Source organism: Achromobacter sp. RT286_PF (assembly GCF_059760425.1).
This window is the reverse complement of record NZ_JCBAMR010000032.1, coordinates 24,863-50,052: the sequence shown is the minus strand read 5'-3', so window position 1 is coordinate 50,052 and position 25,190 is coordinate 24,863. Positions and strand designations below refer to the sequence as shown.

The following is a 25,190-nucleotide window of genomic DNA, read 5'->3' as shown; positions in this document are numbered from 1 at the left end:
CGGGCGCGGCTCGTCTATCGGGATACGCGGGTAAGCGAGGCTACGCGGAGGTTCCTCGGCGGGGTATGCGCGGCACGCCGACCCGCGCGTACGGGCCGGCCGAGACAATCAGCGCCCTTCCTGTCCCAGGTCGGCCAAGGGATGCGGCTCGCCCTCGCGCCAGGGTTCCTCGAAAAACTTTTGCACCCAGGCGTCGGTTGCGACGTCGATCACTGCGGGGTTCCAGCGCGGCTTCTTGTCCTTGTCGATCAGCAAGGCGCGGATGCCCTCGGCAAAATCACCATGGGCTGTGCACGCCAGCGCCGCGATGTATTCGGCGCGGAACACGTCGTCCAGCGACCGCAGGCGCATGCGCTGCTGCAAGGCGAAGGCCAGGCGTACCGAACCGGGGGAACCGGCCAACATGGTCGTCGCGGCGCGCGCCAGCCAGGGGTCTTCATGGTCTTTCAGCAGCGCCAGCTCTTCGTAGATCTCGTCCAGCCGGTTGCCCGTGCACAGATTGTTGATCAGGAACGAATGCTGGCGCAGGTGGCCGGGTTCCAGCGGCGTTTGCGGTTCCAGCGCGGTAAGCGCGCGGCGCAGCAGGCCGTCGTTGATGGAGCGCGGCGCCATGGCCTCGTCCGAGGCGCCGGCCGGCTTGCCCGCCCACGGCTGCTCTTCCAGCGACGCCAGCAGGCGCGGCCAGTCGGCGTGGTTCAGGCGGAAGTCCGCCAGGCCCGCAAAGAACGCGTCCGCCGTGTTCATCTGCGCGCCGGTCAGCGCCAGGAACAGGCCGATGCGGCCCGGCATGCGGTTCAGCAGCCAGCTGCCGCCCACGTCCGGGAACAGGCCGATCGAGACTTCCGGCATCGCCAGGCGCGAACTTTCGCTGACAACGCGATGGCTGGCGCCCATCATCAGGCCGATGCCGCCGCCCATGACGATGCCGTGGCCCCAGCACAGCACGGGTTTCGGATACGTGTGAATGCGGTAGTCCAGCCGGTATTCGTGCTCGAAGAAGCGGCGCGCGTAGGCGTTGCTCCAGCCGCTTTTACCCGCGTTTTCGGTCATGCTGCGGTACAGGCCGTGCAGGTCGCCGCCCGCGCAGAAGGCCTTTTCGCCCGCGCCTTGCAAGACCACCAGGGCCACGCCCGGATCGCGCGCCCATTGGTCCAGGCGCTCTGCCAGCAAGTCCACCATTTCCAGCGACAGGCCGTTCAGGGTCTGCGGCGCGTTCAGCGTCGCAATCCCGAACCGCATGCCGTTCGCCGCGCTTCTTTCTTCGAACAACACCGGTGCATTCATCTTATGTCGGCTCCTTTTTCCAACAATTGGCGGGCAATGATCACGCGCATGATCTCGTTGGTGCCCTCCAGAATCTGATGAACGCGAGTATCGCGCACCAGACGCTCCAAGGGATAGTCCTTCAAGTATCCGTAACCGCCATGAATCTGTTGCGCGTCCAGGCAGATCTGAAAGCCCATGTCGGTAGCGAAGCGCTTGGCCATGGCGCAATAGGTGGCCGCGTCCGGCGCGCCGCCGTCCAGCTTGCAGGCAGCCAGCCGCACCATCTGGCGTGCCGCCACCAGGTGGGTGGCCATGTCCGCCAGCTTGAATTGCAGCGCCTGGAATTCCGCCAGGCGGCGGTTGAACTGCCGGCGTTCGTCCATGTAGCGGCGGGCCGCGTCCAGCGCGCCCTGGGCCGCGCCCACCGAGCAAGTGCCAATATTGATGCGCCCGCCGTCCAGGCCCTTCATGGCGATCTTGAAGCCTTCGCCTTCCTGGCCCAGCAGGTTGGCGGCCGGCACGCGGACGTTTTCAAAAGTGATGGGGCGGGTGGACTGGCTGTTCCAGCCCATTTTTTCTTCTTTGCGGCCGTAGCTGATGCCGGGGCTGTCGGCGGGCACGGCAAACGCGCTGATACCGCCCGCCCCCTCGCCGCCCGTGCGTGCCATGACGACCAGCAGGTCCGTGTCGCCCCCGCCCGAAATGAACGCCTTGGCGCCGTTCAGCACGTAGTCGTCACCCTGGCGCTGCGCGCGCGTGGACAGGGACGCGGCGTCCGATCCGGCGCCCGGTTCGGTCAGGCAGTAAGAAGCCAGTTTCTGGCCGCTGGCCAAGAGCGGGCCCCAAGCCTCCCGCAGCGCGGGCTGGCCCCATTTTCCGACCATCCAGGTGGCCATGTTGTGTATCGTCAGGAACGCAGTCGTGGACGGGTCCACGGCGGCCATTTCCTCGAACACCAGGGTGGCGTCCAGGCGCGGCAGGCCCAGGCCGCCGATTTCTTCGCTGGCGTAGATGGCGCAAAAGCCCATTTCGCCCGCCCGGGCGAAGGCCTCGCGCGGAAAAATGCCTTCAGCGTCCCAGCGCGCGGCGTGAGGGGCCAGTTCGCCCTCGGCGTAGTCGCGGGCGGCTTGCGCAAACGCGCGCTGCTCGTCGGTCAGTTCCAAGTCCACAACCTGTCTCCTGTTGGTGTCGGTATTGTCTGTTGGCGTTGCGGGTCGTCTCGTGAACGCCCGCCCATCGCCGTGGCAAGATGGATTCTGGCATGACGTTAACGTAAACGTAAATATGAAACCGCGTTTATGTTACGCCGGATGCCGGGGCGGTATTTGTCTTGTTGGTGACAATGTCCGGCGGCGCCGGCCCGGCCCGGAGAGCAGCCTGCGGAAGGTGGTCTGCACAATGTGGCCTGCACAAGGTGGCCTGCACAAGGCGGCCTGCACAAAGCAGCCTACAGAAAGCGGCCTACAGCAAGCCCGCGGGCCGAACCCGGCCGTTCTTGGCCGTCTTGGTCCGACGGTGTTCGGCGCGGCGGCGGCGCGATTCCTTGGGGTCGAAGCTCAGGCCGCGGTAGATTTCGACGCGGTCGCCCTCGGCCAGCCGGGATTGCGGTTCGGCGGCGCGGCCAAACACGCCCACCCCGCGTTCCCAGGGCTGCACCACCGGAAACGCCTGCGCAAACCCGCTGGCCGCCAGCGCGTCCGCTACCGTGGCACCGTCAGGCAGACGCAGTTCGCGCAGCCACACGTGGCCGGGCAAGGCATAGCAAACGCTGACGTTCAGCAACGCCGCGTCAGAGGGCTCATTCGCCATATTTGGCCTGCGCCCGCTTGGTGAAGGAATCAATAAAGCTGGTGGCAATGCGGTTGAACACCGGCCCCACCACCATTTCCAGCGCGCGGTTCGAAAACGCGTATTCCATGGTGAACAGGACTTTGCAGGCATCTTCGGCCAGCGCCTGGAATTCCCAGTGCCCGACCAGGCTGGAGAACGGGCCATCCACCAGTTCCAGGTCGATCCGGTCGGGATAGACGTGGGTATTGCGCGTGGTGAAGCGCTGCTTCATGCCCGCGAAACTGATCAGGATAGAGGCCTGCATGCCATGTTCGTCGCGGCTTTGCACCTCGGCCCCGCCGCACCACGGCATGAACTCGGGGTACTTCTCCACGTCGGCAACCAGGTCGAACATCTGGGCGGCGCTGTAAGGCACCAGGACGGATCGTTGTACTTTGTGCATCGACTATCGCAAATGGCTAGAATGGCAAGATTTTACCGGCACCGCGCAACATGAGCCTAATGTGGCGCTTTGCAGCCCGCAAATTGCCGTTATGAGCAAAAAAGGCGTTATGCGCAAAAAGGCGTTATGAGCATTATCGACAACCGCAAGGCCACGCACGACTATTTCATCGAAGACCGCTATGAAGCCGGCCTTGTCCTGCAAGGCTGGGAAGTCAAAGCGATTCGCGACGGCCGCGTGCAGCTCAAGGAAAGCTACGTCATCGTACGCGATGGTGAACTGTACCTGCTGGGCATGCACGTCAGCCCGCTGCCCACGGCGTCCACCCACATCCACCCCGATGCCATGCGCACGCGCAAGCTGCTGCTCAAGGCCGAAGAAATCAGCAAGCTGATCGGCAAGGTCGAGCAGCGCGGCTACACGCTGGTGCCGCTGAACCTGCACTACAAGAATGGCCGCATCAAGCTGGACTTCGCGCTGGGCCGGGGCAAGAAGCTGTTCGACAAGCGCGACACCGCCCGCGAAAAAGACTGGCAGCGCGAGAAAGAACGCATCATGAAGCACGACACGCGCGCGCCCCGCAAAGACAAAGACGATTGATTCAGGCCGCGGCCGGCATGACCAGGCGCTCTGCCTGCTCGGCCGGCCCCACGATGCGGTTGCGCCCCGCCGCCTTGGCGGCATAGAGCTTGCGGTCGGCGCGTTCGAAAAACACTTGCAGGTTTTCGCCGGGCACCCATTCGGCCACGCCCGCGCTGAACGTGTACGAAATGGTGCTGCCGCCATGCGCGCAAGGCGTGCGCCGCACGGAATCGAGCAAGCGCGCCGCCACATCCAGCACGGCGTCGCCGCGCATATCCGGAAACAACACCCCGAACTCCTCACCGCCCACGCGCCCGACATGGTCGCCCGTGCGCAAGGTGGCGGTGGCCAGCAGGCCAAAATGGCGCAGCACGGCATCGCCCGCCACATGGCCATGCGTGTCGTTGATGCGCTTGAAATGGTCGATGTCCAATAGCAGCAGGGTCAGCGGACGCCGCGTGCGTAGCGCCTGCGCGCAATAGCGTTCGGCCTGCAACCACCACGCCTTGCGCGACATCAGGCCCGTCAGAAAATCGGTGTTGGCCTCTTGCTCGCGGTCGGCCAGCATGCGGTCGTGGATGATCATGATGGTGCCCAGCGTCAGGCACGGCATGATCAGCACGCCCAGCGTCAGGAAGGCGATGTTCCAGACGTTTGGTTCCATCAAGGATTCGGGCAGCGCCAGGTCCAGCGCGTAGATCGCGGCCCGCAACGCACAGACGGCGGCCGAGATCAGCGCCACGGCCCACACGAAGCGATAGCTGTAGCGCGAACGATGCATCGGCATATTGCGCTGGACGGTGACGGCCACCGCAATCAGAAAGCCCATTTGCAGCAGCGACATCGCCACGATGCGCGGGCCGATGCGCCAGTCCACATACGTATAGGCCAGCAACACCACCAGCGCCACCAGGCATGCCAGCGTCATCAGGTGCTTGGGTACGCTAAGCCCCAGCAAGCGCCGCACGCCCGAGTAATAGGAAAACAGCGCCAGGCCCACGGCCGCGTTGGGCACCACAACCGACACCAGCCAGGGCGCCGATGTGTTCTGAAGCGCAAACGTAAAAAACGCCAACAGCGTAAGCAAGTTGGCGCGTATGGTTTCGCGGATGCCGGCCATGCCGCTGCGAGCCAGCGACCCCAGCACGCAGAGCGATAGCACCCCCGCCAGTGCTGCTATCAGAAGCAAATTAACGGGAGCGATCATGGGCGGCGCGCCGCTAGGCGCGGTATCAGGTGTTGCGCGTGGACTTCACGATGGTCATGGCCGAGGCGATCATGCCGCCCACGTCGGACATGTTGGCCGGCAGGATCAGCGTGTTGCCTTCCTTGGCCACGTTGGCGAATGCCTCGACGTAGCGCTCGGCCACCTTCAGGTTCACCGCTTCCATGCCGCCCGGCTGACGCACGGCATCGGCCACTTGGGTAATGGCCTTGGCGGTGGCTTCGGCAATGGCCAGCACCGCGGCGGCCTCGCCCTGCGCCTGGTTGATCTGTGCCTGCTTCTCGCCTTCGGAGCGGGCAATGGCGGCTTCACGTTCGCCGGTGGCGATGTTGATCTGTTCCTGGCGGCGGCCTTCCGAGGCCGCGATCAGCGCGCGCTTTTCACGTTCGGCGGTGATCTGCGCCTGCATCGAACGCAGGATTTCGTTGGGCGGCGTCAAATCCTTGATCTCGTAGCGCAGCACCTTCACGCCCCAGTTCAGCGCGGCTTCGTCCAGCGACGACACGATGTTGCTGTTGATCGAATCGCGTTCTTCGAACGTGCGGTCCAGTTCCATCTTGCCGATGACCGAGCGCAAGGTGGTCTGCGCCAGCTGCGTGATGGCCGAAATGTAGTTCGACGAACCATACGATGCGCGCATCGGGTCGGTCACCTGGAAATACAGCACGCCGTCCACTTGCAGCTGCGTGTTGTCACGCGTGATGCAGACCTGGCTGGGCACGTCCAGCGGGATTTCCTTTAGCGAATGCTTGTAGGACACGCGTTCGATGAAGGGGATGACAAAACCGGCACCCGGCGACAAGACACGGTCGAACTTGCCCAGGCGTTCGACCACCCAGGCGTGCTGTTGCGGCACGATGGCGATCGACTTGATGACGATCAGGATCGCCAGCGCGACGACGACGAGCAGGACGATAGTGGATGTATCGATCATGATTGAAACCTCTTCTGAGTTAATGCGATGGCGTCGGACAACAAGCCCCGGACGCCTGCTGCGGGCCGCGCGAGGCGCGAGCCGGTCTTACCTGGTTGAACCCGGCGCACCCGTAGGCTTGAGCACCAGGGTCGAGCCACGCAGTTCGGTAATGGTGTGTTCTCCGGCGTGGGGCGCATGCCCCGGGGCCAGTTCGGCCTGCCAGTGCGCGCCGCGATACCAGACACGCGCCGTGCGCTGTTCTGACCACGATTCCACGGAAACCGTCTGGCCGATGTCCAGGTTCACGTCGGCGTTGCGCGCCGAATTGACCTCGCGCTTTTTCAGCACGCGCGTCTTGCGCAGCGCCAACAGGCCCAGCATCAAGACCACGCCGCACGCCACCAATTGCCATTCAAGCCCAGTGCCAAGCCACGCGGCAGCGCCGGCCGCCGCCAGCCCCAAGGCCACCAGCAGCAAATAGAAAGTACCCGTCGCCAACTCCCCGATAAGGGCCAGCGCGGCCAGTCCCAGCCAGATCCACATAGTCTTAACGTCGCCTGAAAGGATGATTCGTGAGCGGATTGTACGTATTTCCGGGACGTAACGGGAAAGCCCGTTGGCCTCGGTCCTGCGGCGCTGGATTATGATGTGCGCCTGACGCGACGATCCCACCCGGATGGCCGGCGTCCGCTTTTTCAAGCACATCGATCCATGACCGCTGCAACACCTTCCGCCCTACCCGTCCTGATCCTGCATACCGGCGATCCGGACGACACGCTTAAAAGCCAGTTCGGCGGCTATGCCGAACAACTGACCCAGGCCGCCGGCCTGACGGCCGACGCGGTTGAAATCGTTGCCGTGCACGAAGGCCAGCGCCCACAATCGCCAGCGCGCTATCGCGCCGCACTCATCACCGGATCGCCCGCCATGGTTACCGATAAGGAACCCTGGAGCGAAGACACGGCCGCCTGGCTGCGCGAGGCCGCCGCCGCCGAGCTGCCCATGTTCGGCGTGTGCTACGGCCACCAGTTGCTGGCTTATGCGCTGGGCGGCAAGGTGGGCTACAACCCGGCCGGCCGCGAAGTCGGCACGCAAACCGTCGAGCTGCTGCCGCCGGCCTCGGGCGATAAGTTGCTGGCCGGCCTGCCCGGCACGTTTCCCGCCCAGATGCTGCATGCCCAGACCGTGTTGCAGCCGCCGCCCGGCTCGGCCGTGCTGGCGCGCTCGGACCTGGACGAACACCAGATGATCCGCATCGGCCGCAATGTGTTTTCGACCCAGTTCCATCCCGAATTTGGCCCCGACTTCATTCGCGCCCACCTGGATCGCTATGGCCGGCGTTACGCGGCGGAAAACCTGGACCTTCCCGACCTGACCGCGAACGTGCGCGCCACGCCCGTGGCCGGGGGGCTGCTGCGCCGCTTCCTGGACGCTTACGCGCCGGCCTGAACGGCGGCGCGCAACATCCGGAGTGCGAAGCTAGTCGGCAACTGAGACCATGAACCTAAAGCGCAATCCATTACGCGCATGTCAGGAGTCTTCGATGAGCCCCATCGCCGCCGCAAGCAAGCAGCCGCCCGCCGCAGCCGCAGCCGCAGCCGCAGCCGCAGCCGGTTTAAGCAAACAGCTAGTAAGCAAACAGCTTGTAAGCAAAGAGCTGTTAAGCAAACAGCATGCCGCCGTCGTCGAACGCGCCTGCCGCGCCCTTGAGGCCGAGCAGCCGCCCGACCTGTCCACGCTGGCCGAACAAGCCGGCATGAGCCGCTTTCACTTTCACCGCGTATTCAAGGCAGCCACCGGCATCACGCCCAAGGCCTACGCCAACGCGCTGCGCGCCGCCCGCGCGCGCCAGCAACTGGAAAGCAGCGCCAGCGTCACCGACGCGATGTACGACGCCGGCTTCAATTCCAGCGGCCGGTTCTACGAAGCCGCCCCCGCCATCCTGGGCATGACGCCCACCGCCTTTCGCAAGAACGGCGAAGGCCTCGACATCCGCTTCGCCGTGGCGCAGTGCTCGCTGGGCGCCTTGCTGGTGGCGGCCACCGGCACGGGCATCTGCGACATTTCGCTGGACGCCGACCCGGAACACCTGGTCCGCAACCTGCAAGACCGCTTCAAGGCCGCCCGCCTGATCGGGGCGGATGCCGAGTTTGAGACCTGGGTGGCCGCCGTGGTGAGCTTCGTCGAAGACCCGTCGCGCGGGCTGGACCTGCCGCTGGACGTGCGCGGCACCGCCTTTCAGCGCCGGGTATGGGAAGCACTGCGCGACATTCCGGTGGGCACCACGGTCACCTACACGCAAGTGGCCGAACGCATCGGTGCGCCCAGCGCCGTGCGGGCGGTGGCGCGCGCCTGCGCCACCAACTCCATTGCGCTGGCCATCCCGTGCCACCGCGTGGTGCGCACGGACGGGTCCATGGCGGGTTACCGCTGGGGCATCGATCGCAAGCGGGAATTGATCGCGCGGGAATTGAAAGCGGCGTAGCACACCCGCCCCCGCATCGTGCGCCAAAGAAAAAACCCCGCATCCTGATCGGACGCGGGGTTTTTTATTGGAACGGGCCAGGCGCTTATTGCTTGGCCAGACGCTGCCAGGTGTCGACAACCGTATCCGGGTTGAGCGACATCGACAAAATGCCTTCGTCCTTGAGCCATTGCGCGAAGTCGGGGTGGTCGCTGGGGCCTTGACCGCAAATGCCCACGTACTTGTTGGCGGCCAGGCAAGCCTTGATCGCGCGGCGCAGCATGAACTTCACGGCTTCGTCGCGTTCGTCGAAGTCGGCAGCCAGGAGCTCCATGCCGGAATCGCGGTCCAGGCCCAGCGTGAGCTGGGTCATGTCGTTGGAACCGATCGAGAAGCCGTCGAAGAATTGCAGGAATTCGTCGGCCAGGATGGCGTTGGACGGCACTTCGCACATCATGATCAGCTTCAGGCCGTTTTCACCGCGAGCCAGGCCATGCTTGGCCAGCAGGTTCACGACCTTTTCGGCCTGACCCAGCGTGCGCACGAACGGCACCATGATTTCAACGTTGGTCAGGCCCATGTCGTCGCGAACCTTCTTGAGCGCTTCGCATTCCATGCGGAAGCACTCGGCGAAGTCCTCGGCGATGTAGCGCGAAGCGCCACGGAAGCCCAGCATGGGGTTCTCTTCCTCGGGCTCGTAGCGCGAACCGCCCACCAGCTTGCGGTATTCGTTGGACTTGAAGTCCGACATGCGCACGATGACCGGCTTCGGGTAGAACGCAGCGGCAATCGTCGCCACGCCTTCGGCCATCTTTTCAACGAAGAACGCGCGCGGGCTGGCGTGCCCACGGGCAGCCGATTCAACGGCCTTCTTCAGTTCGCCGTCCACGTTCGGGTAGTCCAGGACTGCCTTCGGGTGGATGCCGATGTTGTTGTTGATGATGAATTCCAGACGCGCCAGGCCGACGCCGCCGTTGGGAATTTGCGCAAAGTCGAACGCCAGCTGGGGGTTGCCCACGTTCATCATGATCTTCAGATCGATGGCGGGCATTTCGCCACGGCGCACTTCTTCGACTTCGGTTTCGATCAGGCCGTCATAGATGCGGCCTTCGTCGCCTTCCGCGCAAGACACGGTCACGGCCTGGCCTTCCTTGAGCAGGTCGGTGGCGTTGCCGCAACCCACCACCGCCGGAATGCCCAGTTCGCGCGCGATGATCGCCGCGTGGCAGGTACGGCCGCCACGGTTCGTGACGATGGCCGACGCGCGCTTCATCACGGGTTCCCAGTTGGGATCGGTCATGTCGGTGACCAGCACATCGCCCGGCTGGACCTTGTCCATGTCGGAGATGTCGCCCACCACGCGCACGGGGCCGGCGCCGATCTTCTGGCCGATCGCGCGGCCGGTAATCAGGACCTGGCCGGTGGCCTTCAGGCGGTAACGCTGCTGCACGTCGTTCACGCCCTGCTGCGACTTCACCGTTTCCGGGCGCGCTTGCAGGATGTAGATCTTGCCGTCAACGCCGTCACGGCCCCATTCGATGTCCATCGGGCGCTTGTAGTGCTGCTCGATGATGACGGCGTAGCGAGCCAGTTCGTTGACTTCGTCGTCGGTCAGCGAATAGCGGTTGCGCTCGGACACGGGCACGTCAACGGTACGCACCGCGCGGCCTTCCGGACGCTCGGGGTCGAATTCCATCTTGATCAGCTTGGAACCGATGCGGCGGCCGACGATGGGGAACTTGCCTTGGGCCAGCGTGGGCTTGAAGACGTAGAACTCGTCGGGGTTGACGGCGCCTTGCACGACGGTTTCGCCCAGGCCGTAGGACGACGTGATGAACACCACGTCTTCAAAGCCCGATTCGGTGTCGATGGTGAACATGACGCCGGCGCTGCCCTTGTCGGAACGCACCATGCGCTGGATGCCGGCCGACAAGGCCACATCGGCGTGGGCGTAGCCCTTGTGCACGCGATAGGAAATGGCGCGGTCGTTGTACAGCGAGGCGAACACGTGGCGGATCTTGTCCAGCACGTCGTCGATGCCCACAACGTTCAGGAAGGTTTCCTGCTGGCCGGCGAAGGACGCATCGGGCAGGTCTTCCGCCGTGGCGGACGAGCGCACGGCAAACGAGCCCTTGCCGTCAGCGTCGAGCTTGGCAAAGGCTTCGCGGATTTGTGCTTCGAATTCGGCCGAGAACGGCGCTTCGACGATCCATTGGCGGATCTGCGCGCCGGCGGTGGCCAGCTCGCGCACGTCTTCGGGGTTCAGCGTGGTCAGGCGTTCAGCGATGCGCTTGTCCAGGCCCGAGGCCTTCAGAAAATCACGGAAGGCGTCGGCGGTCGTGGCAAAGCCGCCCGGCACGCGGACGCCCGCGCCAGACAGCTGGCTGATCATTTCGCCTAGTGATGCGTTCTTGCCTCCTACCGAGTCCACGTCCGTCATGCGGAGCTGCTCGAACAAAACAACATACGACATTGAAGTCACCTTTTACAATGGAATGAAAGCGAGTTAGGTCAAAGCACGAAACAAGCACAAAAACTGCTTTTTTCAGACGCTGACCAAACTGGCCTTGGACCGCCCTTGGGGTGACTTATAGGGGCCTGATTGTACTCGGTGGAGTACCCTGGGCTATCTGACTGGTTGGAATTTTTTACACATGACATCTACCCCGATCGCACGCACGGTATACATCGTTTCCGACAGTACCGGCATCACCGCCGAGACCTTCAGCCAGTCGGTGCTGTCCCAGTTCGAAGAGGTGGAATTCAAGCCGATTCGGCTGCCGTTCGTCGACACCCTGGAAAAGGCCGCCGAGGTCGCCATGCGCATCGACCGCAGCGCCCTGGAAGCCGGTGTGCCCCCGATTGTGTTCAGCACCTTGGTCAACCCCGAGATCCTGGCGCGTGTTCGCCAGGCGAACGGCATCTTCATGGACCTGTTCGGCACCTTCGTCAGCCATATCGAGCAAGCGCTGGGCCTGAAGTCCAGCCATTCGATCGGCCGGTCGCACATGCAGGCCAATTCCGAAAAGTACCGCAACCGTATCGACGCCATCAACTTCAGCCTGGCCCACGACGACGGCCAGTTCGTCAACCAGCTGGACCAGGCGGATGTCATCCTGGTGGGCGTGTCGCGCTGCGGCAAGACCCCCACCAGCCTGTACCTGGCGATGCAGTACGCCATCAAGGCCGCCAACTTCCCGCTGACGCCGGACGATTTCGAACGCGGCACCCTGCCCTCGACCATCGCCCCGCACCGCGCCAAGCTGTTCGGCCTGTCGATCCAGCCCGAGCGCCTGGCGGAAGTTCGCAACGAACGCCGCCCCAACAGCCGCTATTCCCAGCTGGAACAATGCCGCTACGAAGTGGCGGAAGCCGAACGGATGATGCGCCGTGAAGGCATTTCGTGGCTGTCCAGCACCACCAAATCGATTGAAGAAATCGCGACGACGGTGTTGCAGGAAGTGGGCCTGGATCGGGGCTGAAAAAAACTTGGGCGCACCCATGGTGCGCCCAAGCTTGGCCTATTCAATAAAAATGGGCGTGGGCCAGAACTTGGCGCGCTCCACGGTTTCATTGCCGCATCCCCACGGGCAATATGACAGAACGAGACAGCGCCAAATACGCGCTTTCCGACGGCAGGTAAAAACCCAGAAGTCTGCCTGACGAGGCCACCAGATAGGCCTCGCCTTGCCGCCTCGGCTGAAGAGTAAACGGGCCACTCGCCGAACGGTAGACGTCTCCCTCAGGCAGGGCGCCCACTCGGCGCCACTGCGACCCGGCTGGCAAAGTCACGCTGTTGCCCTCAGGCCCAGCGGCGATGACGGCGCGAGACAACCGGATAGTGTGGACCGGATCCGCGGCAGCCACGGGCGTCATGCCGATTATCTGCATGCCAGACGTGCAGGCGCCCAGCGCAAGCCCGCATGCGGACGCCAGCAGCAACGCCCGCCAGATACGCGCAGGGCGCCCTTGCAACCTTTCCGCCCAGATCCTGTGAGCCGGCGATGCCGTCATAGCCACCTCGGAAGAAGTCAAAACGCGCAGTCTATGACCGCCACCGAATCTTGCAAACCCTGTGGTTTCAATAACGAAGCGCTTGGCGCCGCTGCTCGAACAGGCAGATCGCGGCAGCCGCGCCGACGTTCAGGGACTCGACGGCGGCCATGTCGTGGGGGATGCAGACCTTGAGCCGGGCGGCGGCAAGCAAAGCGGGATCCACGCCCTGGCCCTCGTGCCCGAAGACCCAGGCGCACCGGGCCGGCAACGCGCCTTCGTACAGGTTCTGTGCGCCGTCCAGGGCGGTCGCTACCAGCGGCACGCGCAGGCTGGGCAACAAGGCGGGCAGGTCAACGTGTTCGTGGATGGCCAGCGCGAAGTGCGCGCCTTGGCCGCTGCGCAAGACCTTGGGCGACCACGCGGCGGCGGTACCCGTTGCCAGGAACACACGTTTCACGCCCGCCGCCGCGCAGGTGCGCAGCAGCGTGCCGACGTTGCCGGGGTCTTGGATACGGTCGAACAGCACGCAGTTTTCGTCGATGTCGGCCGGCATTTCCAACGGCGTGGGAGTGACCAGAAAGGCCACGCCCTGCCCGCTTTCCACGCTGGCCAGCGACTGCATCAGGCGTGCATCCAGCGCCAGGCAGCGGGCGTCGGGAACCGCGGCTGCCAGCGCGGCGATATCGGGTTGTGCCAGGCGGTCCACATCGAAGATGGCCTGGTCCGGCGCACCGTGGTGCTGCAACCATGCCTGGCACAGGTGCACGCCGTCCAGCAATACGGGCGCGCCGCGTTTGCCGGCCGTGCCGGCCAATTTGGCCAAGGCCTTGACCGCCGGATTGTCGCGGGAACTGATGTGCTTCATGACGCCAGGCCAAACGCCTTGATCGGAGCGAAGCTGCGGCGGTGTTCCGCGCAAGGGCCGTGTTCGCGCAACATTTGCAGGTGCAGCGCGGTGCCGTAGCCCTTGTGCTGGTCAAAGGCGTATTGCGGATACAGGCTGTGCAGGCGCACCAGATCGGCATCGCGCGCGGTCTTGGCCAGGATGGAGGCAGCGGAAATTGCCGGCACCAGCGCATCGCCCTTGATGACCGTCTGCACGGTGCAACCGAGCTTGGGCGCCTGGTTGCCGTCCACCAAAGCCAGTTGCGCGGGTAAGGACAAGCCCTGCACCGCCCGTTGCATGGCCAGCATCGTGGCCCGCAGGATGTTCAGGGTATCGATTTCCTGCACGCTGGCACTGGCAACGCACCAGGCCAGGGCGTATTCCTGGATCTCAAGCGCCAGCGCCTCGCGGGTGGCGGCTTTAAGCACCTTGGAATCGGCCAGCCCATCGATGGGCCGCGCAGGGTTCAGGATCACCGCCGCGGCATAGACCGCGCCGGCAAGCGGGCCACGGCCCGCCTCGTCCACGCCCGCCGTAACCATGGCGGGTTGCACGGGGGCCGCGAACAATTCAGGCTGCTCCACCCGCCACCTCCAGAATCGCCTGGGCTGCCAGGGCCGGCGTGTCGCGCAGCAATTCCTGGTGCATGGCGGTAAAGCGGGCCTCGACGCGGGCGATCAGCGCATCGTCGGTCAAGGACGCCCAGGTCGCCTCGGCCAGCTTTTCGGGCGTTGCGTCGTCTTGCAGCAATTCAGGCACCGCGAAATCGCGCAACAGCACATTGGGCAGGCCCACCCACGGCAAGTAAGGCCGCTGCTGCCCCGACTTCCACGTCATGATGCGGCGCATCCAGGGCGACAACACGTACGAAATCACCATGGGGCGCTTGTACAGCGCCGTTTCCAACGTGGCCGTGCCGCTGGCCACCAACACCGCGTTGGCCGCTTCCATCACGGACCAGGCCACGGGCGCCTTGCGATCGCCGCCGGCGCCATGCAGGTCGTCGGCGGTGATGCAGCGCAGGCCGGGCACCGGGTGCTGAGCCAGAATCGCCTGGAATTCGGCGCGGCGCTGGTCGTTAACCATCGGCACGACGCACTGCAGGGCGGGATCTTTCTTCATCAACAGCTGGGCAGCCTGCAAAAAGCGCGGCGCCAGCAGGCGGATTTCGGACGAACGGCTACCGGGCAAAATCGCCAGCACGCGCGCGTTCGGGTCGATGCCCAGGCTTGCGCGCGCGGCGGCGCGGTCCGGCTGCATCGGGATGGCGCCGGCAAGCGGGTGGCCCACGTAGGTGACCGGAATGTTTTCCTTGCGGTAGATCTCTTCCTCGAACGGGAAAAGCACCAGCATGTGCGACACGGATTCACGGATCTTATGAATGCGTTCGTAGCGCCACGCCCAGATGGACGGGCCGACGAAATGTACCGTGGGGGTACCGGCCAGGCGTAGCTGGTGTTCCAGCCGCAGGTTGAAGTCGGGGGCATCGATGCCCACGAAGACCTTGGGCGGCTCGGCCAGCCAGCGGCGCTTGACGTCGCGATAGGTGCTCAGCAAGCTGGGCAGGCGCTTGAGCGCATCGACGTAGCCGAACACGGTCAGCGCGTGCATGGGATGCCAGGCGTCAAATTCGCGGGCCTGCATTTGCGGGCCGCCGATGCCTTCGCACCGCACGCTGGCATCGCGGGCTTGCAGACCGGCAATGATCCGACCGGCCAGCAAGTCGCCCGAGGGCTCGCCGGCCACCATGCCGATCCGAGTGTTCATGGGCGAATGATGCCGCGCGAGGCGACGTCCAGGAAATCCAGCAGCGTTTGCAGATGCTCGGCCGCTTCGGGAATTTCTTGTTGGCGCTTGTGCAATTCAGCGCGCGCGGCGTCCAGCGGCAAACCACGGCGGTAGATGATCTTGTAGGCTTCCCGCAAGGCCGAAATCATCACGGGGGTAAAACCGCGACGCTTCAGGCCTTCGACGTTGATGCCCACCGGCCGGCACGGGTTGCCCGCCGCCAGCACGAACGGCGGCGTATCCTGCATCAACGAGCTGTTGCCACCCGTCATGGTGTGCGCGCCCACGCGTGCAAACTGGTGCACGCCGGTCAGGCCGCCGATGATGGCCCAGTCGCCCACATGCACATGGCCGCCCAGTTGCACCGAGTTGGCCAGAATGGTGTGGCTGCCAACGTGGCAGTCATGCGCCACGTGCACATACGCCATGATCCAGTTGTCACTGCCCAGCGTCGTTTCGCCGCCATCTTGGACGGTGCCCGTGTTCAGCGTGACAAATTCGCGCACGGTATTGCGGTCGCCGATCGTCAGGCGCGTCTTTTCACCGGCGTACTTCTTGTCTTGCGGCATGCCGCCGATCGAGCAGTAGCGGTAAAAACGGTTGTCGCGCCCGATGGTCGTGACGCCGTCAACCATGCAGTAGGGGCCGATTTCGGTCCCTGCTCCGATGGTGACGTCTGGCCCCACCATTGCGAACGGGCCGATTACGGCGCTCGGGTCAATTTTTGCCGCCGGATCAACGACTGCGGTGGGATGGATGTTTCCTGCCATTTACTCTTCCAGGCTGCGAATCGCGCACATCAGCTTGGCGGACGCCACTTCTTGTCCGTCGACCGTCGCGCGCGCGGCGTACTTACAGATGCTGCGGCTCAGACGTTCGGCTTCGACTTCGATGCGCAGTTGATCACCCGGCACCACGGGGCGGCGGAAGCGCGCGCCGTCGACGCCGACCAGATAGTAGGCCGTCTTGGAGCTATCGCATTTGAGGCCGCCGTTTTCGTCCGTGAACGAGAACAGTGCCGAAGCTTGCGCCATGGCTTCCACGATGAGCACGCCCGGCATCACCGGATGGTGGGGGAAGTGACCGTTGAAAAACGGTTCATTGATCGAGACATTCTTGATGGCGACAATAGACTTGCCGGGCACCATTTCGACGACGCGATCAATCAGCAGCATCGGATAACGATGCGGCAGCCTCTCCATGATCCCCTTGATGTCGAGTTCCATTTTTCTATGCTTTCCTGCGAGATGAAATAATTTTGGCGCGTGCACGCCCAGGCGGCAATTGCGCGCTCTAGTCTTTTTCCAGCGTGCGCACGCGGCGGCGCAGTTGCGCCAACTGTTGTATCACGGCGGCGTTGCGCTGCCAGTCGCCATGCTCGGCATACGGGAACACCCCGGTATAGCGGCCTGGCTTGGTGATGCTGGAGGTGACCGCCGTGCCACCCGAGATGTGCACGTCGTCGCCCAGGGTCAAATGGCCCGATAGCATCGCGGCGCCGCCGATGGTGCAGCGTTCGCCAATGGTGGTGGAGCCGGCGATGCCGACGCACGCCGCCACGGCGGTATGCGCGCCGATGCGCACGTTGTGCGCCACCATGATCTGGTTGTCCAGCTTGACGCCGTCCGACACCACGGTGTCGTCCAAGGCGCCGCGGTCGACGGTGGTGTTGGCCCCGATTTCGACATCGTTGCCCACGGACACGCCGCCCAGCTGGGGAATCTTGCCCCAGGCGCCCTGCCCCAGCGTCGGGTCCGGCGCAAAGCCGAAACCGTCGGCGCCCAGCACGGCGCCGCTGTGAATGATGGCCCGCTCGCCCACTTTCACGCCTTCGTAAAGGGTGACATGTGCGTGCAGGCGGCTGCCCGCACCAATGGACGAGCCCGCTCCGACCACGCAGCTCGGTCCCAGGACCGTGTCGCGACCGATGCGGGCGCCCGCCTCGACCACGCAATTGGGGCCGATACGCACGCCCTCTTCAAGGACGGCGTCGGGCGCAACAACAGCGGACGGATGCGTGGAACCCGGCAACGCAGGACGACGCGCCGCGTCGAACCATTGGGCCACACGGGCATACAGCAGATAGGGATGTTTGCAGACGACCAGCGCAAAGGGCGGCCGATCGGCGCCCTGGCCTTCCAGCGCCTCGGCCACGTCGGCCGAGACGATGACCGCCCCGGCTTGCGTGGTGGTCAGTTGGCTCTGGTAGCGGGGGTTGGCCAGGAACGTGATTTCCTGGCTACCCGCCGAAGACAGCGTCCCGATACCGCAGACCTTGAAAGGTTCTGCGCCCTGGGGCGCGCTGATGCGCCAGTCCATACCCTGGGTATTGGCGGCGCTCAACAGTGCTTCAAGAGTCGGCGCGCGAGCAAGATCCAGTAAAACCGGCATGGTGTGACGGGTGCTGCTTACTTGCCCAGGCTCTGAATCACCTTGTCGGTGATGTCGATGCGCGGGTTGACCGTCACGGCGTCCTGGATGATCAGGTCGTAGCTTTCTTGCTCGGCGATGCGCTTGATGGCCTCGTTGGCCTTCGTGACGATGCCCGAGAACTCTTCATTGCGGCGGCGGTTGAAGTCTTCCTGGAATTCACGACGCTTGCGTTGCAGGTCGGTATCCAGGTTGGACAGTTCGCGCTGGCGCTTGACGCGGTCGGATTCCGACAGAACCGGAGCGTCCTTGTCGAACTTCTCGGCTTGCGAACGCAGGCTGTTGTTCAGGCGCTGGAGCTCGTCGTCGCGCTTCTTGAATTCGGCTTCGATCTTGCTTTGCGCCGTCTTGGCCGGGCCCGATTCACGCAGGATCCGCTCGGTGTTGACGAAGCCGATCTTGGTGTTTTGAGCCTGCGCGGGAATCGCAGCAGCCGAACCGAGAATGAGAGCACCCACCAGGGCAATGGAGCCGCCCAGCTTGCCACGGCGCTTGGCGCGCGGCGTATTCGATGATTTAAGTGCGAAATCAGACATCATGAAAATCTCACCTTCCAGTAAGGCAAAGCCAAAGTGTGTATTGTGCCACTAAACAGCAAGGGAGCCGGGCCATGGGGCCCCTCCCTTGTTTTCAAGCGTAACGGCGCGCTTAGAAACCGGTACCGATCTGGAACTGGAAGCTTTGCTTGTCGTCACCCTGCTTGGAGTTCAGCGGACGCGCGTAAGACAGCTGCAACGGTCCCATCGGCGACTGCCACGACAGGCCGACACCCGCCGAGAAACGCCAGCCGCAAGGATCCTCGACCTCGGTGTTGTTGCGGCCGCGGGTGCAGCTCAGACCACTGCCGGCAGCGACCTGGCCTGCATCGCTGAAGATGAACCAACGCAGCGTGCGGTCCTTGGTGGCGCCCGGGAACGGCAGATACAACTGCGCGTTGGCCACGACACGACGCGTACCGCCCAGGTAATCGCCGGTCAGCGTATCGCGCGGACCCAGCGACGACCCTTCATACCCACGAACGGTGCCGATACCGCCGGCATACACATTCTTGATGACGGGATAATTCTTGCTGCCGTAGCTGTTGCCCCAATCGACCATGCCGTTCAAGGCCAGCGTGTACGAGCCACCCAGCGGCACGAAGTACTGCTGCTGGCCGGTCAACATCGTGTATTGCAGGTCGACGGTGGATACGTCGGCCTTCAGGCGCGTGTACGAGCCCTTGGTCGGCGCCAGCGCGCTGTCACGCGTGTCCTTGGACCAGCCGGTGCTGAAGATGACCGCGTTCGTCGAATCGCCGTACTGACTTACGAAGTCGCGGTAGGCCTGCGGCGAGTTCGTGAACAGGTCGATCTGGTTATGTTCGTAGTTGGCACCCAGGAAGATCCGGTCGTATTCCGAAATCGGAATGCCGAAGTTCATGCCCAGGCCGAGCGCCTTGACGCGGTAGTCGCCGTCGTTGTTGTTCCAGGGCTCGGTCACGCGGTAGTACGCGGACGTCGTGCGGCTGATGCCTTCCTTGGTCCAGTACGGGTCGGTGTGCGACAGCACGACCGCGCGGTTCGTCTTGCTGGTGTTCAATTGCAGCGTCAGGTTGGTGCCGCTGCCGAAAACGTTGTCTTCGCTGATACCGGCCGACAGAATCGCCTTTTCGGACGAGCCGTAGCCCACGCCCAGGTTGATCATGCCGGTGGGCTTTTCTTTCACGTCCACGTTCACATCGACCTGGTCGGGCGAACCGGGGACGGGATCGGTCTTGACGTTGACGTCGCTGAAGTAACCCAGGCGGTCGACGCGGTCGCGGGACGTCTTGATGTCCTTGGCGTCGTACCAGGCAGCTTCCTGCTGGCGCATTTCGCGGCGCACGACTTCGTCGCGCGTGCGGGTGTTGCCACCGATCTGGATGCGGCGCACGTACACACGGCGGCTCGGGTCGACGTAGAACGTCAGGTCGGCTTCGTGCTTGGCGCGGTCCAGTTGCGGGTTCGGGTTGACGTTGGCGAACGCGTAGCCCAATTCGCCCAGGTAGTCGGTAATGGCCTTGGCCGAGTCGTTGGCCTTGGCGGCCGAGAACGTCTCGTTGGGCTTGGTCTGCACCAGGGCGTTGATTTCCTTGTCCAGGCCCAGCAGATTGCCGGCCAGCTTCACGCTGCGCACCTTGTAGGGCTCGCCTTCGTGAACGGTAATCGTAATGCGGATGTCTTTGCGGTCAGGCGAAATGGTGACCTGCGGGGGCTCGACCGTGAACTCCAGGTAACCCTGGTCCAGGTAGAACGAACGCAGGCGCTCAAGGTCGCCTTCCAGCTTTTCGCGGGAATACTTGTCGGTATCCGTGTACCAGGTCAACCAGCCCGGCGTCGTCAGCTTGAACTCGTCAAGCAGGTCGCTTTCCGAGAAGGCCTTGTTGCCGACGAAGCGGATTTCCTGGATGCGGGCAACCGACCCTTCAAACACGTCGAAGCTCACGCCCACGCGGTTGCGCGGCAGCGGGGTCACGGTAGAGGTGACTTCGACGCCGTACTTGCCCTTGGACAGGTATTGCTGCTTCAGTTCGTATTCCGCGCGCTCGAGCATCGAGCGATCGAAAATGCGGCCTTCGGCGAAACCGACCTGCCCCAGCGACGTGGTGATCGCCTTGGAGTCGAATTCACGCATGCCGTTGAAGTTGACGGAGGCGATGGTCGGGCGCTCTTGCACGACGACCACCACGACGTTGTTGTCCGTCTGGATTTGCACGTCGGTGAAAAAGCCCGTGCCGTACAGGCGACGGATGGCTTCGGTAGCCTCTTCTTCGGTGAATTTCTCGCCCACCTTGACGGGGAGATAACCGAAGACGGTGCCGGCGTCAGTCCGTTGAATACCCTCTACGCGGATATCCCGCACGACAAAAGGGTCGAAGGCTTGGGCCATGGCCGGCAGCATTAATGCGGCGATGAGACCCGGCAGTACACCCTTTTTGTGATGAAACATCCGGCGAAAAGACATCCTTGAGTATCCTCGGTCGTGCAAATGGCGGGGGATTTTATGCTAAATCGCGTTTACGTGAATAAACGCGTGAAATCGTTGAACAGCGCAAGGCCCATCAGGCCTGCCAATAAACCTATGCCGGCGCGCTGTCCGATATCGATCCACCTCGCTGGCGGCGGGCTACCCCGCACAATTTCGACGAGATAGTACAGCAGATGGCCGCCGTCCAGCATAGGAATGGGCAGCAAATTTAGTACGCCCAGGCTGATACTGATCAAGGCAATATAGGCGATATACGCAACAATGCCGATCCGGGCGGTCTGGCCGGCGTAGTCGGCGATGGTGACCGGGCCGCTGACGTTGCGCCACGAGACATCGCCGGTGACCATGCGGCCCATCATGCGCAGCGAGAACCAGGCGGTATCCCAGGTGCGGACGGCACCGCGCCATACGCTTTCGAACAGGCCATAGCGAACGGTGACCATCGGCACGTCGCCGCCCAGCTGCACGCCCAGGCGGCCGATTTCCTGGCCGTTGACCGTTTCAGCGCGCGGCGTCACGTTCAGCGAAATATTGGCGCCATCGCGCAGCAGGGTCAGCGTCAGCGTCTGCCCGGCGCTTTGCTGGATTTGCTTGATGACCGACCCCGTTTCCGGCGTGGGCTGGCCGTTGATGGCTACGATCAGGTCACCGGTACGCATGCCCGCCGCCTGCCCTTCGCCGCCGTCGTTCACGGCGCGCACGCCGGGCTTGGGCTGGGCCAGGCGGATACCGGCAGCGGCCAGGGGATCGCCCGAGGACGGGTCCATGGCGTTGGGCGGCAGATTGAGCTCGCGTTGCTGGACGGCGCCGGACGGGGTGCTGACTTCGATCAGCGCGCGGCCGCCGGTGGACATGACGTCCATCAGGCGCCAGCGGGCGTCGGACCACGAGGCAATTTCCTGGCCGTCCACGGCCAGGATGCGGTCGCCCGCAAGCAGACCGGCATTTGCAGCGGGCGTCTCAGCAGCGGGTTGGGCGATGATGGCCTGCGGTTCGTCCGTGCCGGCCATGTTCAGGCCGGCGTACAGGAAGACCGCCAGGATCAGGTTGAAGATGGGGCCCGCGGCAACGATGGCAATGCGCTTGCCCACGGATTTGTTGTTGAACGCGCTGGCGGCCTCGGCCGGGCTGGCCCCGGCGGGCGCGTCGTCCTGCATTTTGACGTAGCCGCCCAGCGGCAACGCCGAAACGGCCCATTCGGTGCCGTTTTTATCCGTGCGACGCAAGATGACCTTGCCAAAGCCCAGCGAAAACCGCAGCACCTTGACGCCGCAAAGCCGAGCCACCCAATAGTGCCCCAGCTCATGGAAGGTGATCAGGGAGCCAAGCGCTACCGCAAAGGCCAGCAGGGTGAAAAGCATCGGGATCGGGATCTAGGGAATCAGAAGCAAGCGGGGCCAGCCATCAGGCCAGCCCAAGGTTACCGGCGAAGATGCGCGCGTCGGCATCCAGCGCCAGCACTTCGTCAAGACTGTTGAGCGTAACAGATGCCCGGGCGGCTTGCCACTCCAGGGTGGCTTCAATGACGCGCGCGATCCAGGTGTAGGGAAGGCGGCCATCCAGGAATGCCGCCACGGCGACTTCGTTGGCGGCGTTCAGCGCCACGCAGGCGCCCTGCCCGGCCCGCAGCGCGGCAAAAGACAGCGCCAGGCAGGGAAAGCGGGCCAGATCGGGCTTTTCGAAATCCAGCCGGCCCAGACGCGTCAGGTCCAGCGGGCCCACGCCGCTGGCCAGGCGGTCGGGAAAGCCCAGCCCGTAGGCGATGGGCGTGCGCATGTCGGGCTGCCCCAGCTGCGCCAGCACCGAACCGTCGTCGTATTCGACCATCGAATGCACGACGCTTTGCGGGTGCACCACGACTTCGATGCGATCGGCCGGCATGGCGAACAGCCAATGCGCCTCGATCACTTCCAGGCCTTTGTTCAGCATGGTGGCCGAGTCCACCGAGATCTTGCGGCCCATGCTCCAGTTGGGATGGGCGCATGCCTGGGCGGGCGTCACATCGTGCAGGTCTTCAAGGTCGCGTCCGCGGAACGGGCCGCCAGAGGCCGTCAGAAGCAGACGGCGCACGCCCGGGGCGGGCGCATCGGGCGCTTGCGCCCGCCCGCCGTGGGGCAGGCATTGGAAAATGGCGTTGTGCTCGCTGTCGATGGGCAGCAGCTCGGCGCCGTGGTCGCGGATGGCCTGCATGAACAAGGACCCGGCAGCGACCAGGGCTTCCTTGTTGGCCAGCAACACGCGCTTGCCGCTTCGGGCAGCCGCCAGCGCGGCGGGCAAACCGGCAGCGCCGACGATGGCGGCCATGACGGAATCGCATTCCGGGTCGGCCGCGGTGTCCGCCAGCGCCTGGGCGCCGACGCGGATTTCGGGCATCGGCTGCTTGCCTGTCCAGGCGGCGGTGAATTGCTTGCGGGCCGCGTCATCCGGCACCACGACAACAGCGGCGCGGCTGGCCTGCGCCTGTTGCGCCAAGCGTTCCATCCGGCTGTACGCGGACAGCGCATAAACCGCCAGCCGATCGGGGTGGCGGGCAATCACATCCAGCGTGCTTTCACCGATCGACCCGGTCGACCCCAGCACGACGACGCGTTGAAAAGCCGTCAAAACAACACTCCAGACAAAAGTAGCGCAAACGGCGCAACCGGAAGAATCGCATCGATGCGGTCATAGACCCCGCCGTGGCCGGGCAGCAGCGTGCTGGAATCCTTGCGGCCGGCGCGGCGCTTGAGCAGCGATTCGAACAGGTCGCCAACAATGGACACCACGCCCAGCAAGGCGGCAATGGGCAGCGCCAGCCAGAAGCTCCAGCGTTCAACCAGCGCATGTCCGAACGAGCCGTCCCACAGGCTGGACAAGCCGATCCAGATCACGGCGCCCAACACGCCGGCAACGGCGCCCTCAATGGTCTTGCCCGGGCTGACCCGAGGAGCCAGTTTACGCTTGCCGAACGCCCGGCCGGCGAAATAAGCGGCAATGTCGGCCACCCAAACCAGCGCCAGCAGCGACACCACGAACCCCGCGCCGCGCGCGATGAACATCTGCGCCAGCACCGCCCAGGCCGCAAACGCGGCGGGCACCGAGAAGACGGACCAGCCCAGGCTGGCAGGCGAAGCGTCGGAACGGCCCTGGATTACGGCCGTGAAGCCGCCCAACAACCAGACGGCCGCCACGGCCGGCACCACATAGCGCAACACCCAAGTAGGGTCGCGCCAGCCCACGCCGTTGCCCGCCAGCCAGGCCGACGCCAGCGCCAGCATGCCGCAAAACAGCAGCACGGCGACGCCGATGGCAATCAGGGGGGACGGGGGCTGGGGCAGCGTCAAGCGCAGCCATTCCCAGTTGGCGCACGCGGCGGCCAGGGCCAGCAAGGCAACAAACCACCAGGGATTCGCGCTGATCATCGCGGCGGCCAGAATGGCCAACAGGATGACGGCGGTAACGATACGCTGGCCCAACATATGACGGTCTCCTCGTGTGCTGCTCTGGAAAGACACGCTTGTCGCGGTCTGCTTACTGCGCGCCGGTTTCGCTGACTTGCGCGCTGGTGCGGCCGAAGCGGCGTTCGCGGGTGCGATACCAGTCAAACGCCGCCTGCAATTCGGCGGCGCCGAAATCCGGCCAATAGCGATCCGTGAAGTAGAACTCCGCGTAGGCCATCTGCCAGATCAGGAAATTGGAAATGCGCTGCTCACCGCCGGTGCGGATGAACAGGTCGGGCTCGGGCGCCCAGGACATCGACAGGTGCCGGGCCAGCCGCTCTTCGTCGACCCGCTCGGGGTGGGCGGCCAGCTCGGGCTCGGCCGCGAGCATGGCGCGCGTGGCTTGAAGAATGTCCCAGCGGCCGCCGTAGTTGGCCGCCACCGTCAGGTGCAAGCGGTCGTTGTGGGCGGTGCGCGCCTGCGCGGCCAGGATCAGCTCTTGCAAGCGGGGTTCGAACGCGCTCAGGTCGCCGATGACGTGCAAGCGCACGCCCTGCTCGTCGAGCTTGCCGATTTCGCGTTCAAGCGCCTGCACGAACAGGCGCATCAGCAGCGAGACTTCCTCGGCGGGCCGGCGCCAGTTTTCAGAGCTGAACGCAAACAGCGTCAGGTAGCGCACGCCCGCGCGACCGCAAGCTTCAACCACTCGGCGTACCGCCTGCACGCCCTTGGCGTGGCCGGCCGTGCGAGGCAGCAGCCGTCGCGTGGCCCATCGCCCGTTGCCGTCCATGATGATGGCCACGTGTTCTGGGATGTCGCGAGTATCGGGAACCGCCTGGGTCGAACTGGTTGCCATGGATGTGGGACTTAAGCGCGGAAAGCCGGCCAATATCGAAACTACGGGAGAAAAACCTGCGCCGTCATTCCATTGCTGCGTAAGGGTGCTGCGAAGCAATGGTAAGGACGGCGCATGGGCAAG

Annotated in this window: 24 protein-coding genes; 4 read left to right on the top strand and 20 right to left on the bottom strand. The window is 64.3% G+C overall.

What is annotated here, in order from left to right; translation table 11 throughout:
- Window positions 1-108: 108 nt before the first annotated feature.
- The 4 genes from AC6LJY_RS21485 to AC6LJY_RS21470 form a co-directional block, all read right to left on the bottom strand.
- Window positions 109-1,284, bottom strand: coding sequence for an enoyl-CoA hydratase/isomerase family protein (locus tag AC6LJY_RS21485; protein WP_046807164.1), 1,176 nt, complete (start codon window positions 1,282-1,284; stop codon window positions 109-111).
- The gene (locus AC6LJY_RS21480) at window positions 1,281-2,435 is read right to left on the bottom strand and encodes an acyl-CoA dehydrogenase family protein (protein WP_046807165.1); all 1,155 of its coding nucleotides are present in this window, start codon (window positions 2,433-2,435) and stop codon (window positions 1,281-1,283) included. The genes AC6LJY_RS21485 and AC6LJY_RS21480 overlap by 4 nt, the downstream gene beginning before the upstream one ends.
- A gap of 292 nt (window positions 2,436-2,727) precedes the next feature.
- On the bottom strand, window positions 2,728-3,075 hold the full coding sequence (locus AC6LJY_RS21475) for an RnfH family protein (protein ID WP_104145647.1): 348 nt from the start codon (window positions 3,073-3,075) through the stop codon (window positions 2,728-2,730).
- Window positions 3,065-3,499 carry a type II toxin-antitoxin system RatA family toxin gene (locus tag AC6LJY_RS21470; RefSeq protein WP_046807167.1) on the bottom strand — a complete coding sequence of 145 codons (435 nt, stop codon included), beginning with the start codon at window positions 3,497-3,499 and terminating at the stop codon, window positions 3,065-3,067. The genes AC6LJY_RS21475 and AC6LJY_RS21470 overlap by 11 nt, the downstream gene beginning before the upstream one ends.
- 69 nt (window positions 3,500-3,568) lie before the next feature.
- Between AC6LJY_RS21470 and smpB the strand changes: the two genes are divergently transcribed.
- On the top strand, window positions 3,569-4,099 hold the full coding sequence (gene smpB / locus AC6LJY_RS21465) for an SsrA-binding protein SmpB (protein WP_255444759.1): 531 nt from the start codon (window positions 3,569-3,571) through the stop codon (window positions 4,097-4,099).
- Window position 4,100: 1 nt separating this feature from the next.
- On the opposite strand, the gene AC6LJY_RS21460 is transcribed toward smpB, so the two are convergent.
- The 3 genes from AC6LJY_RS21460 to AC6LJY_RS21450 form a co-directional block, all read right to left on the bottom strand.
- Window positions 4,101-5,288 carry a diguanylate cyclase gene (locus tag AC6LJY_RS21460; RefSeq protein WP_314364256.1) on the bottom strand — a complete coding sequence of 396 codons (1,188 nt, stop codon included), beginning with the start codon at window positions 5,286-5,288 and terminating at the stop codon, window positions 4,101-4,103.
- A 25-nt stretch (window positions 5,289-5,313) separates the two neighbouring features.
- Window positions 5,314-6,240, bottom strand: a complete 927-nt coding sequence (locus AC6LJY_RS21455) for an SPFH domain-containing protein (RefSeq protein WP_046807169.1) — start codon at window positions 6,238-6,240, stop codon at window positions 5,314-5,316.
- 87 nt (window positions 6,241-6,327) lie between these two features.
- Entirely contained in the window at window positions 6,328-6,765 is a 438-nt protein-coding gene (locus tag AC6LJY_RS21450) for an NfeD family protein (RefSeq protein ID WP_046807170.1), read from the bottom strand.
- Window positions 6,766-6,933: 168 nt separating this feature from the next.
- On the opposite strand from AC6LJY_RS21450, the gene AC6LJY_RS21445 reads away from it, so the two are divergent.
- Together AC6LJY_RS21445 and AC6LJY_RS21440 are read left to right on the top strand one after the other, a co-directional pair.
- Entirely contained in the window at window positions 6,934-7,671 is a 738-nt protein-coding gene (locus AC6LJY_RS21445) for a glutamine amidotransferase (RefSeq protein ID WP_120155036.1), read from the top strand.
- A 94-nt stretch (window positions 7,672-7,765) separates the two neighbouring features.
- The gene (locus AC6LJY_RS21440; protein ID WP_498136700.1) at window positions 7,766-8,707 is read left to right on the top strand and encodes a bifunctional transcriptional activator/DNA repair enzyme AdaA; all 942 of its coding nucleotides are present in this window, start codon (window positions 7,766-7,768) and stop codon (window positions 8,705-8,707) included.
- An 85-nt stretch (window positions 8,708-8,792) separates the two neighbouring features.
- Here AC6LJY_RS21440 and ppsA read toward each other — a convergent pair whose 3' ends face one another.
- The gene (ppsA, locus tag AC6LJY_RS21435; protein WP_104145645.1) at window positions 8,793-11,159 is read right to left on the bottom strand and encodes a phosphoenolpyruvate synthase; all 2,367 of its coding nucleotides are present in this window, start codon (window positions 11,157-11,159) and stop codon (window positions 8,793-8,795) included.
- Window positions 11,160-11,340: 181 nt separating this feature from the next.
- On the opposite strand from ppsA, the gene ppsR reads away from it, so the two are divergent.
- Complete coding sequence (gene ppsR, locus AC6LJY_RS21430; protein WP_046807173.1) at window positions 11,341-12,168, top strand: posphoenolpyruvate synthetase regulatory kinase/phosphorylase PpsR; 828 nt, start codon at window positions 11,341-11,343, stop codon at window positions 12,166-12,168.
- A gap of 599 nt (window positions 12,169-12,767) precedes the next feature.
- Here ppsR and AC6LJY_RS21425 read toward each other — a convergent pair.
- The 12 genes from AC6LJY_RS21425 to uppS form a co-directional block, all read right to left on the bottom strand.
- On the bottom strand, window positions 12,768-13,547 hold the full coding sequence (locus tag AC6LJY_RS21425) for a TrmH family RNA methyltransferase (RefSeq protein WP_498136699.1): 780 nt from the start codon (window positions 13,545-13,547) through the stop codon (window positions 12,768-12,770).
- Window positions 13,544-14,152 carry a ribonuclease HII gene (rnhB, locus tag AC6LJY_RS21420; RefSeq protein WP_046807176.1) on the bottom strand — a complete coding sequence of 203 codons (609 nt, stop codon included), beginning with the start codon at window positions 14,150-14,152 and terminating at the stop codon, window positions 13,544-13,546. The genes AC6LJY_RS21425 and rnhB overlap by 4 nt, the downstream gene beginning before the upstream one ends.
- Window positions 14,139-15,335 (bottom strand): lipid-A-disaccharide synthase, encoded by a 1,197-nt coding sequence (gene lpxB / locus AC6LJY_RS21415; RefSeq protein ID WP_219992274.1) that lies wholly within the window; start codon window positions 15,333-15,335, stop codon window positions 14,139-14,141. The genes rnhB and lpxB overlap by 14 nt, the downstream gene beginning before the upstream one ends.
- Complete coding sequence (lpxA, locus tag AC6LJY_RS21410; protein WP_219992273.1) at window positions 15,332-16,126, bottom strand: acyl-ACP--UDP-N-acetylglucosamine O-acyltransferase; 795 nt, start codon at window positions 16,124-16,126, stop codon at window positions 15,332-15,334. The genes lpxB and lpxA overlap by 4 nt, the downstream gene beginning before the upstream one ends.
- Complete coding sequence (gene fabZ / locus AC6LJY_RS21405; RefSeq protein ID WP_006219108.1) at window positions 16,127-16,582, bottom strand: 3-hydroxyacyl-ACP dehydratase FabZ; 456 nt, start codon at window positions 16,580-16,582, stop codon at window positions 16,127-16,129. It lies immediately after the preceding gene.
- A gap of 67 nt (window positions 16,583-16,649) precedes the next feature.
- A complete protein-coding gene (gene lpxD / locus AC6LJY_RS21400) occupies window positions 16,650-17,747 on the bottom strand; it encodes a UDP-3-O-(3-hydroxymyristoyl)glucosamine N-acyltransferase (RefSeq protein WP_498136698.1) in 1,098 nt (365 codons plus the stop codon).
- Window positions 17,748-17,764: 17 nt separating this feature from the next.
- Window positions 17,765-18,325 carry an OmpH/Skp family outer membrane protein gene (locus tag AC6LJY_RS21395; protein WP_046807180.1) on the bottom strand — a complete coding sequence of 187 codons (561 nt, stop codon included), beginning with the start codon at window positions 18,323-18,325 and terminating at the stop codon, window positions 17,765-17,767.
- Between the two features lie 109 nt (window positions 18,326-18,434).
- Entirely contained in the window at window positions 18,435-20,768 is a 2,334-nt protein-coding gene (gene bamA / locus AC6LJY_RS21390; protein WP_046807181.1) for an outer membrane protein assembly factor BamA, read from the bottom strand.
- 53 nt (window positions 20,769-20,821) lie between these two features.
- Entirely contained in the window at window positions 20,822-22,153 is a 1,332-nt protein-coding gene (gene rseP, locus AC6LJY_RS21385; protein ID WP_046807182.1) for an RIP metalloprotease RseP, read from the bottom strand.
- Window positions 22,154-22,196: 43 nt separating this feature from the next.
- Entirely contained in the window at window positions 22,197-23,396 is a 1,200-nt protein-coding gene (locus tag AC6LJY_RS21380; protein ID WP_314364241.1) for a 1-deoxy-D-xylulose-5-phosphate reductoisomerase, read from the bottom strand.
- The gene (locus tag AC6LJY_RS21375; RefSeq protein WP_046807184.1) at window positions 23,393-24,250 is read right to left on the bottom strand and encodes a phosphatidate cytidylyltransferase; all 858 of its coding nucleotides are present in this window, start codon (window positions 24,248-24,250) and stop codon (window positions 23,393-23,395) included. The genes AC6LJY_RS21380 and AC6LJY_RS21375 overlap by 4 nt, the downstream gene beginning before the upstream one ends.
- A 52-nt stretch (window positions 24,251-24,302) precedes the next feature.
- Entirely contained in the window at window positions 24,303-25,067 is a 765-nt protein-coding gene (gene uppS / locus AC6LJY_RS21370) for a polyprenyl diphosphate synthase (protein ID WP_046807185.1), read from the bottom strand.
- Between the last annotated feature and the right edge of the window lie 123 nt (window positions 25,068-25,190).

Coding starts and splice junctions, on each gene's coding strand:
- AC6LJY_RS21395 (WP_046807180.1), bottom strand. CDS start 18,325: ATGATGTCTGATTTCGCACTTAAATCATCGAATACGCCGCGCGCCAAG.
- uppS (WP_046807185.1), bottom strand. CDS start 25,067: ATGGCAACCAGTTCGACCCAGGCGGTTCCCGATACTCGCGACATCCCA.
- lpxA (WP_219992273.1), bottom strand. CDS start 16,126: ATGGCAGGAAACATCCATCCCACCGCAGTCGTTGATCCGGCGGCAAAA.
- AC6LJY_RS21440 (WP_498136700.1), top strand. CDS start 7,766: ATGAGCCCCATCGCCGCCGCAAGCAAGCAGCCGCCCGCCGCAGCCGCA.
- ppsR (WP_046807173.1), top strand. CDS start 11,341: ATGACATCTACCCCGATCGCACGCACGGTATACATCGTTTCCGACAGT.
- ppsA (WP_104145645.1), bottom strand. CDS start 11,159: ATGTCGTATGTTGTTTTGTTCGAGCAGCTCCGCATGACGGACGTGGAC.
- AC6LJY_RS21470 (WP_046807167.1), bottom strand. CDS start 3,499: ATGCACAAAGTACAACGATCCGTCCTGGTGCCTTACAGCGCCGCCCAG.
- bamA (WP_046807181.1), bottom strand. CDS start 20,768: ATGTCTTTTCGCCGGATGTTTCATCACAAAAAGGGTGTACTGCCGGGT.
- AC6LJY_RS21375 (WP_046807184.1), bottom strand. CDS start 24,250: ATGTTGGGCCAGCGTATCGTTACCGCCGTCATCCTGTTGGCCATTCTG.
- AC6LJY_RS21485 (WP_046807164.1), bottom strand. CDS start 1,284: ATGAATGCACCGGTGTTGTTCGAAGAAAGAAGCGCGGCGAACGGCATG.
- AC6LJY_RS21450 (WP_046807170.1), bottom strand. CDS start 6,765: ATGTGGATCTGGCTGGGACTGGCCGCGCTGGCCCTTATCGGGGAGTTG.
- fabZ (WP_006219108.1), bottom strand. CDS start 16,582: ATGGAACTCGACATCAAGGGGATCATGGAGAGGCTGCCGCATCGTTAT.
- AC6LJY_RS21460 (WP_314364256.1), bottom strand. CDS start 5,288: ATGATCGCTCCCGTTAATTTGCTTCTGATAGCAGCACTGGCGGGGGTG.
- AC6LJY_RS21425 (WP_498136699.1), bottom strand. CDS start 13,547: ATGAAGCACATCAGTTCCCGCGACAATCCGGCGGTCAAGGCCTTGGCC.
- AC6LJY_RS21455 (WP_046807169.1), bottom strand. CDS start 6,240: ATGATCGATACATCCACTATCGTCCTGCTCGTCGTCGTCGCGCTGGCG.
- AC6LJY_RS21475 (WP_104145647.1), bottom strand. CDS start 3,075: ATGGCGAATGAGCCCTCTGACGCGGCGTTGCTGAACGTCAGCGTTTGC.
- lpxB (WP_219992274.1), bottom strand. CDS start 15,335: ATGAACACTCGGATCGGCATGGTGGCCGGCGAGCCCTCGGGCGACTTG.
- AC6LJY_RS21445 (WP_120155036.1), top strand. CDS start 6,934: ATGACCGCTGCAACACCTTCCGCCCTACCCGTCCTGATCCTGCATACC.
- rseP (WP_046807182.1), bottom strand. CDS start 22,153: ATGCTTTTCACCCTGCTGGCCTTTGCGGTAGCGCTTGGCTCCCTGATC.
- lpxD (WP_498136698.1), bottom strand. CDS start 17,747: ATGCCGGTTTTACTGGATCTTGCTCGCGCGCCGACTCTTGAAGCACTG.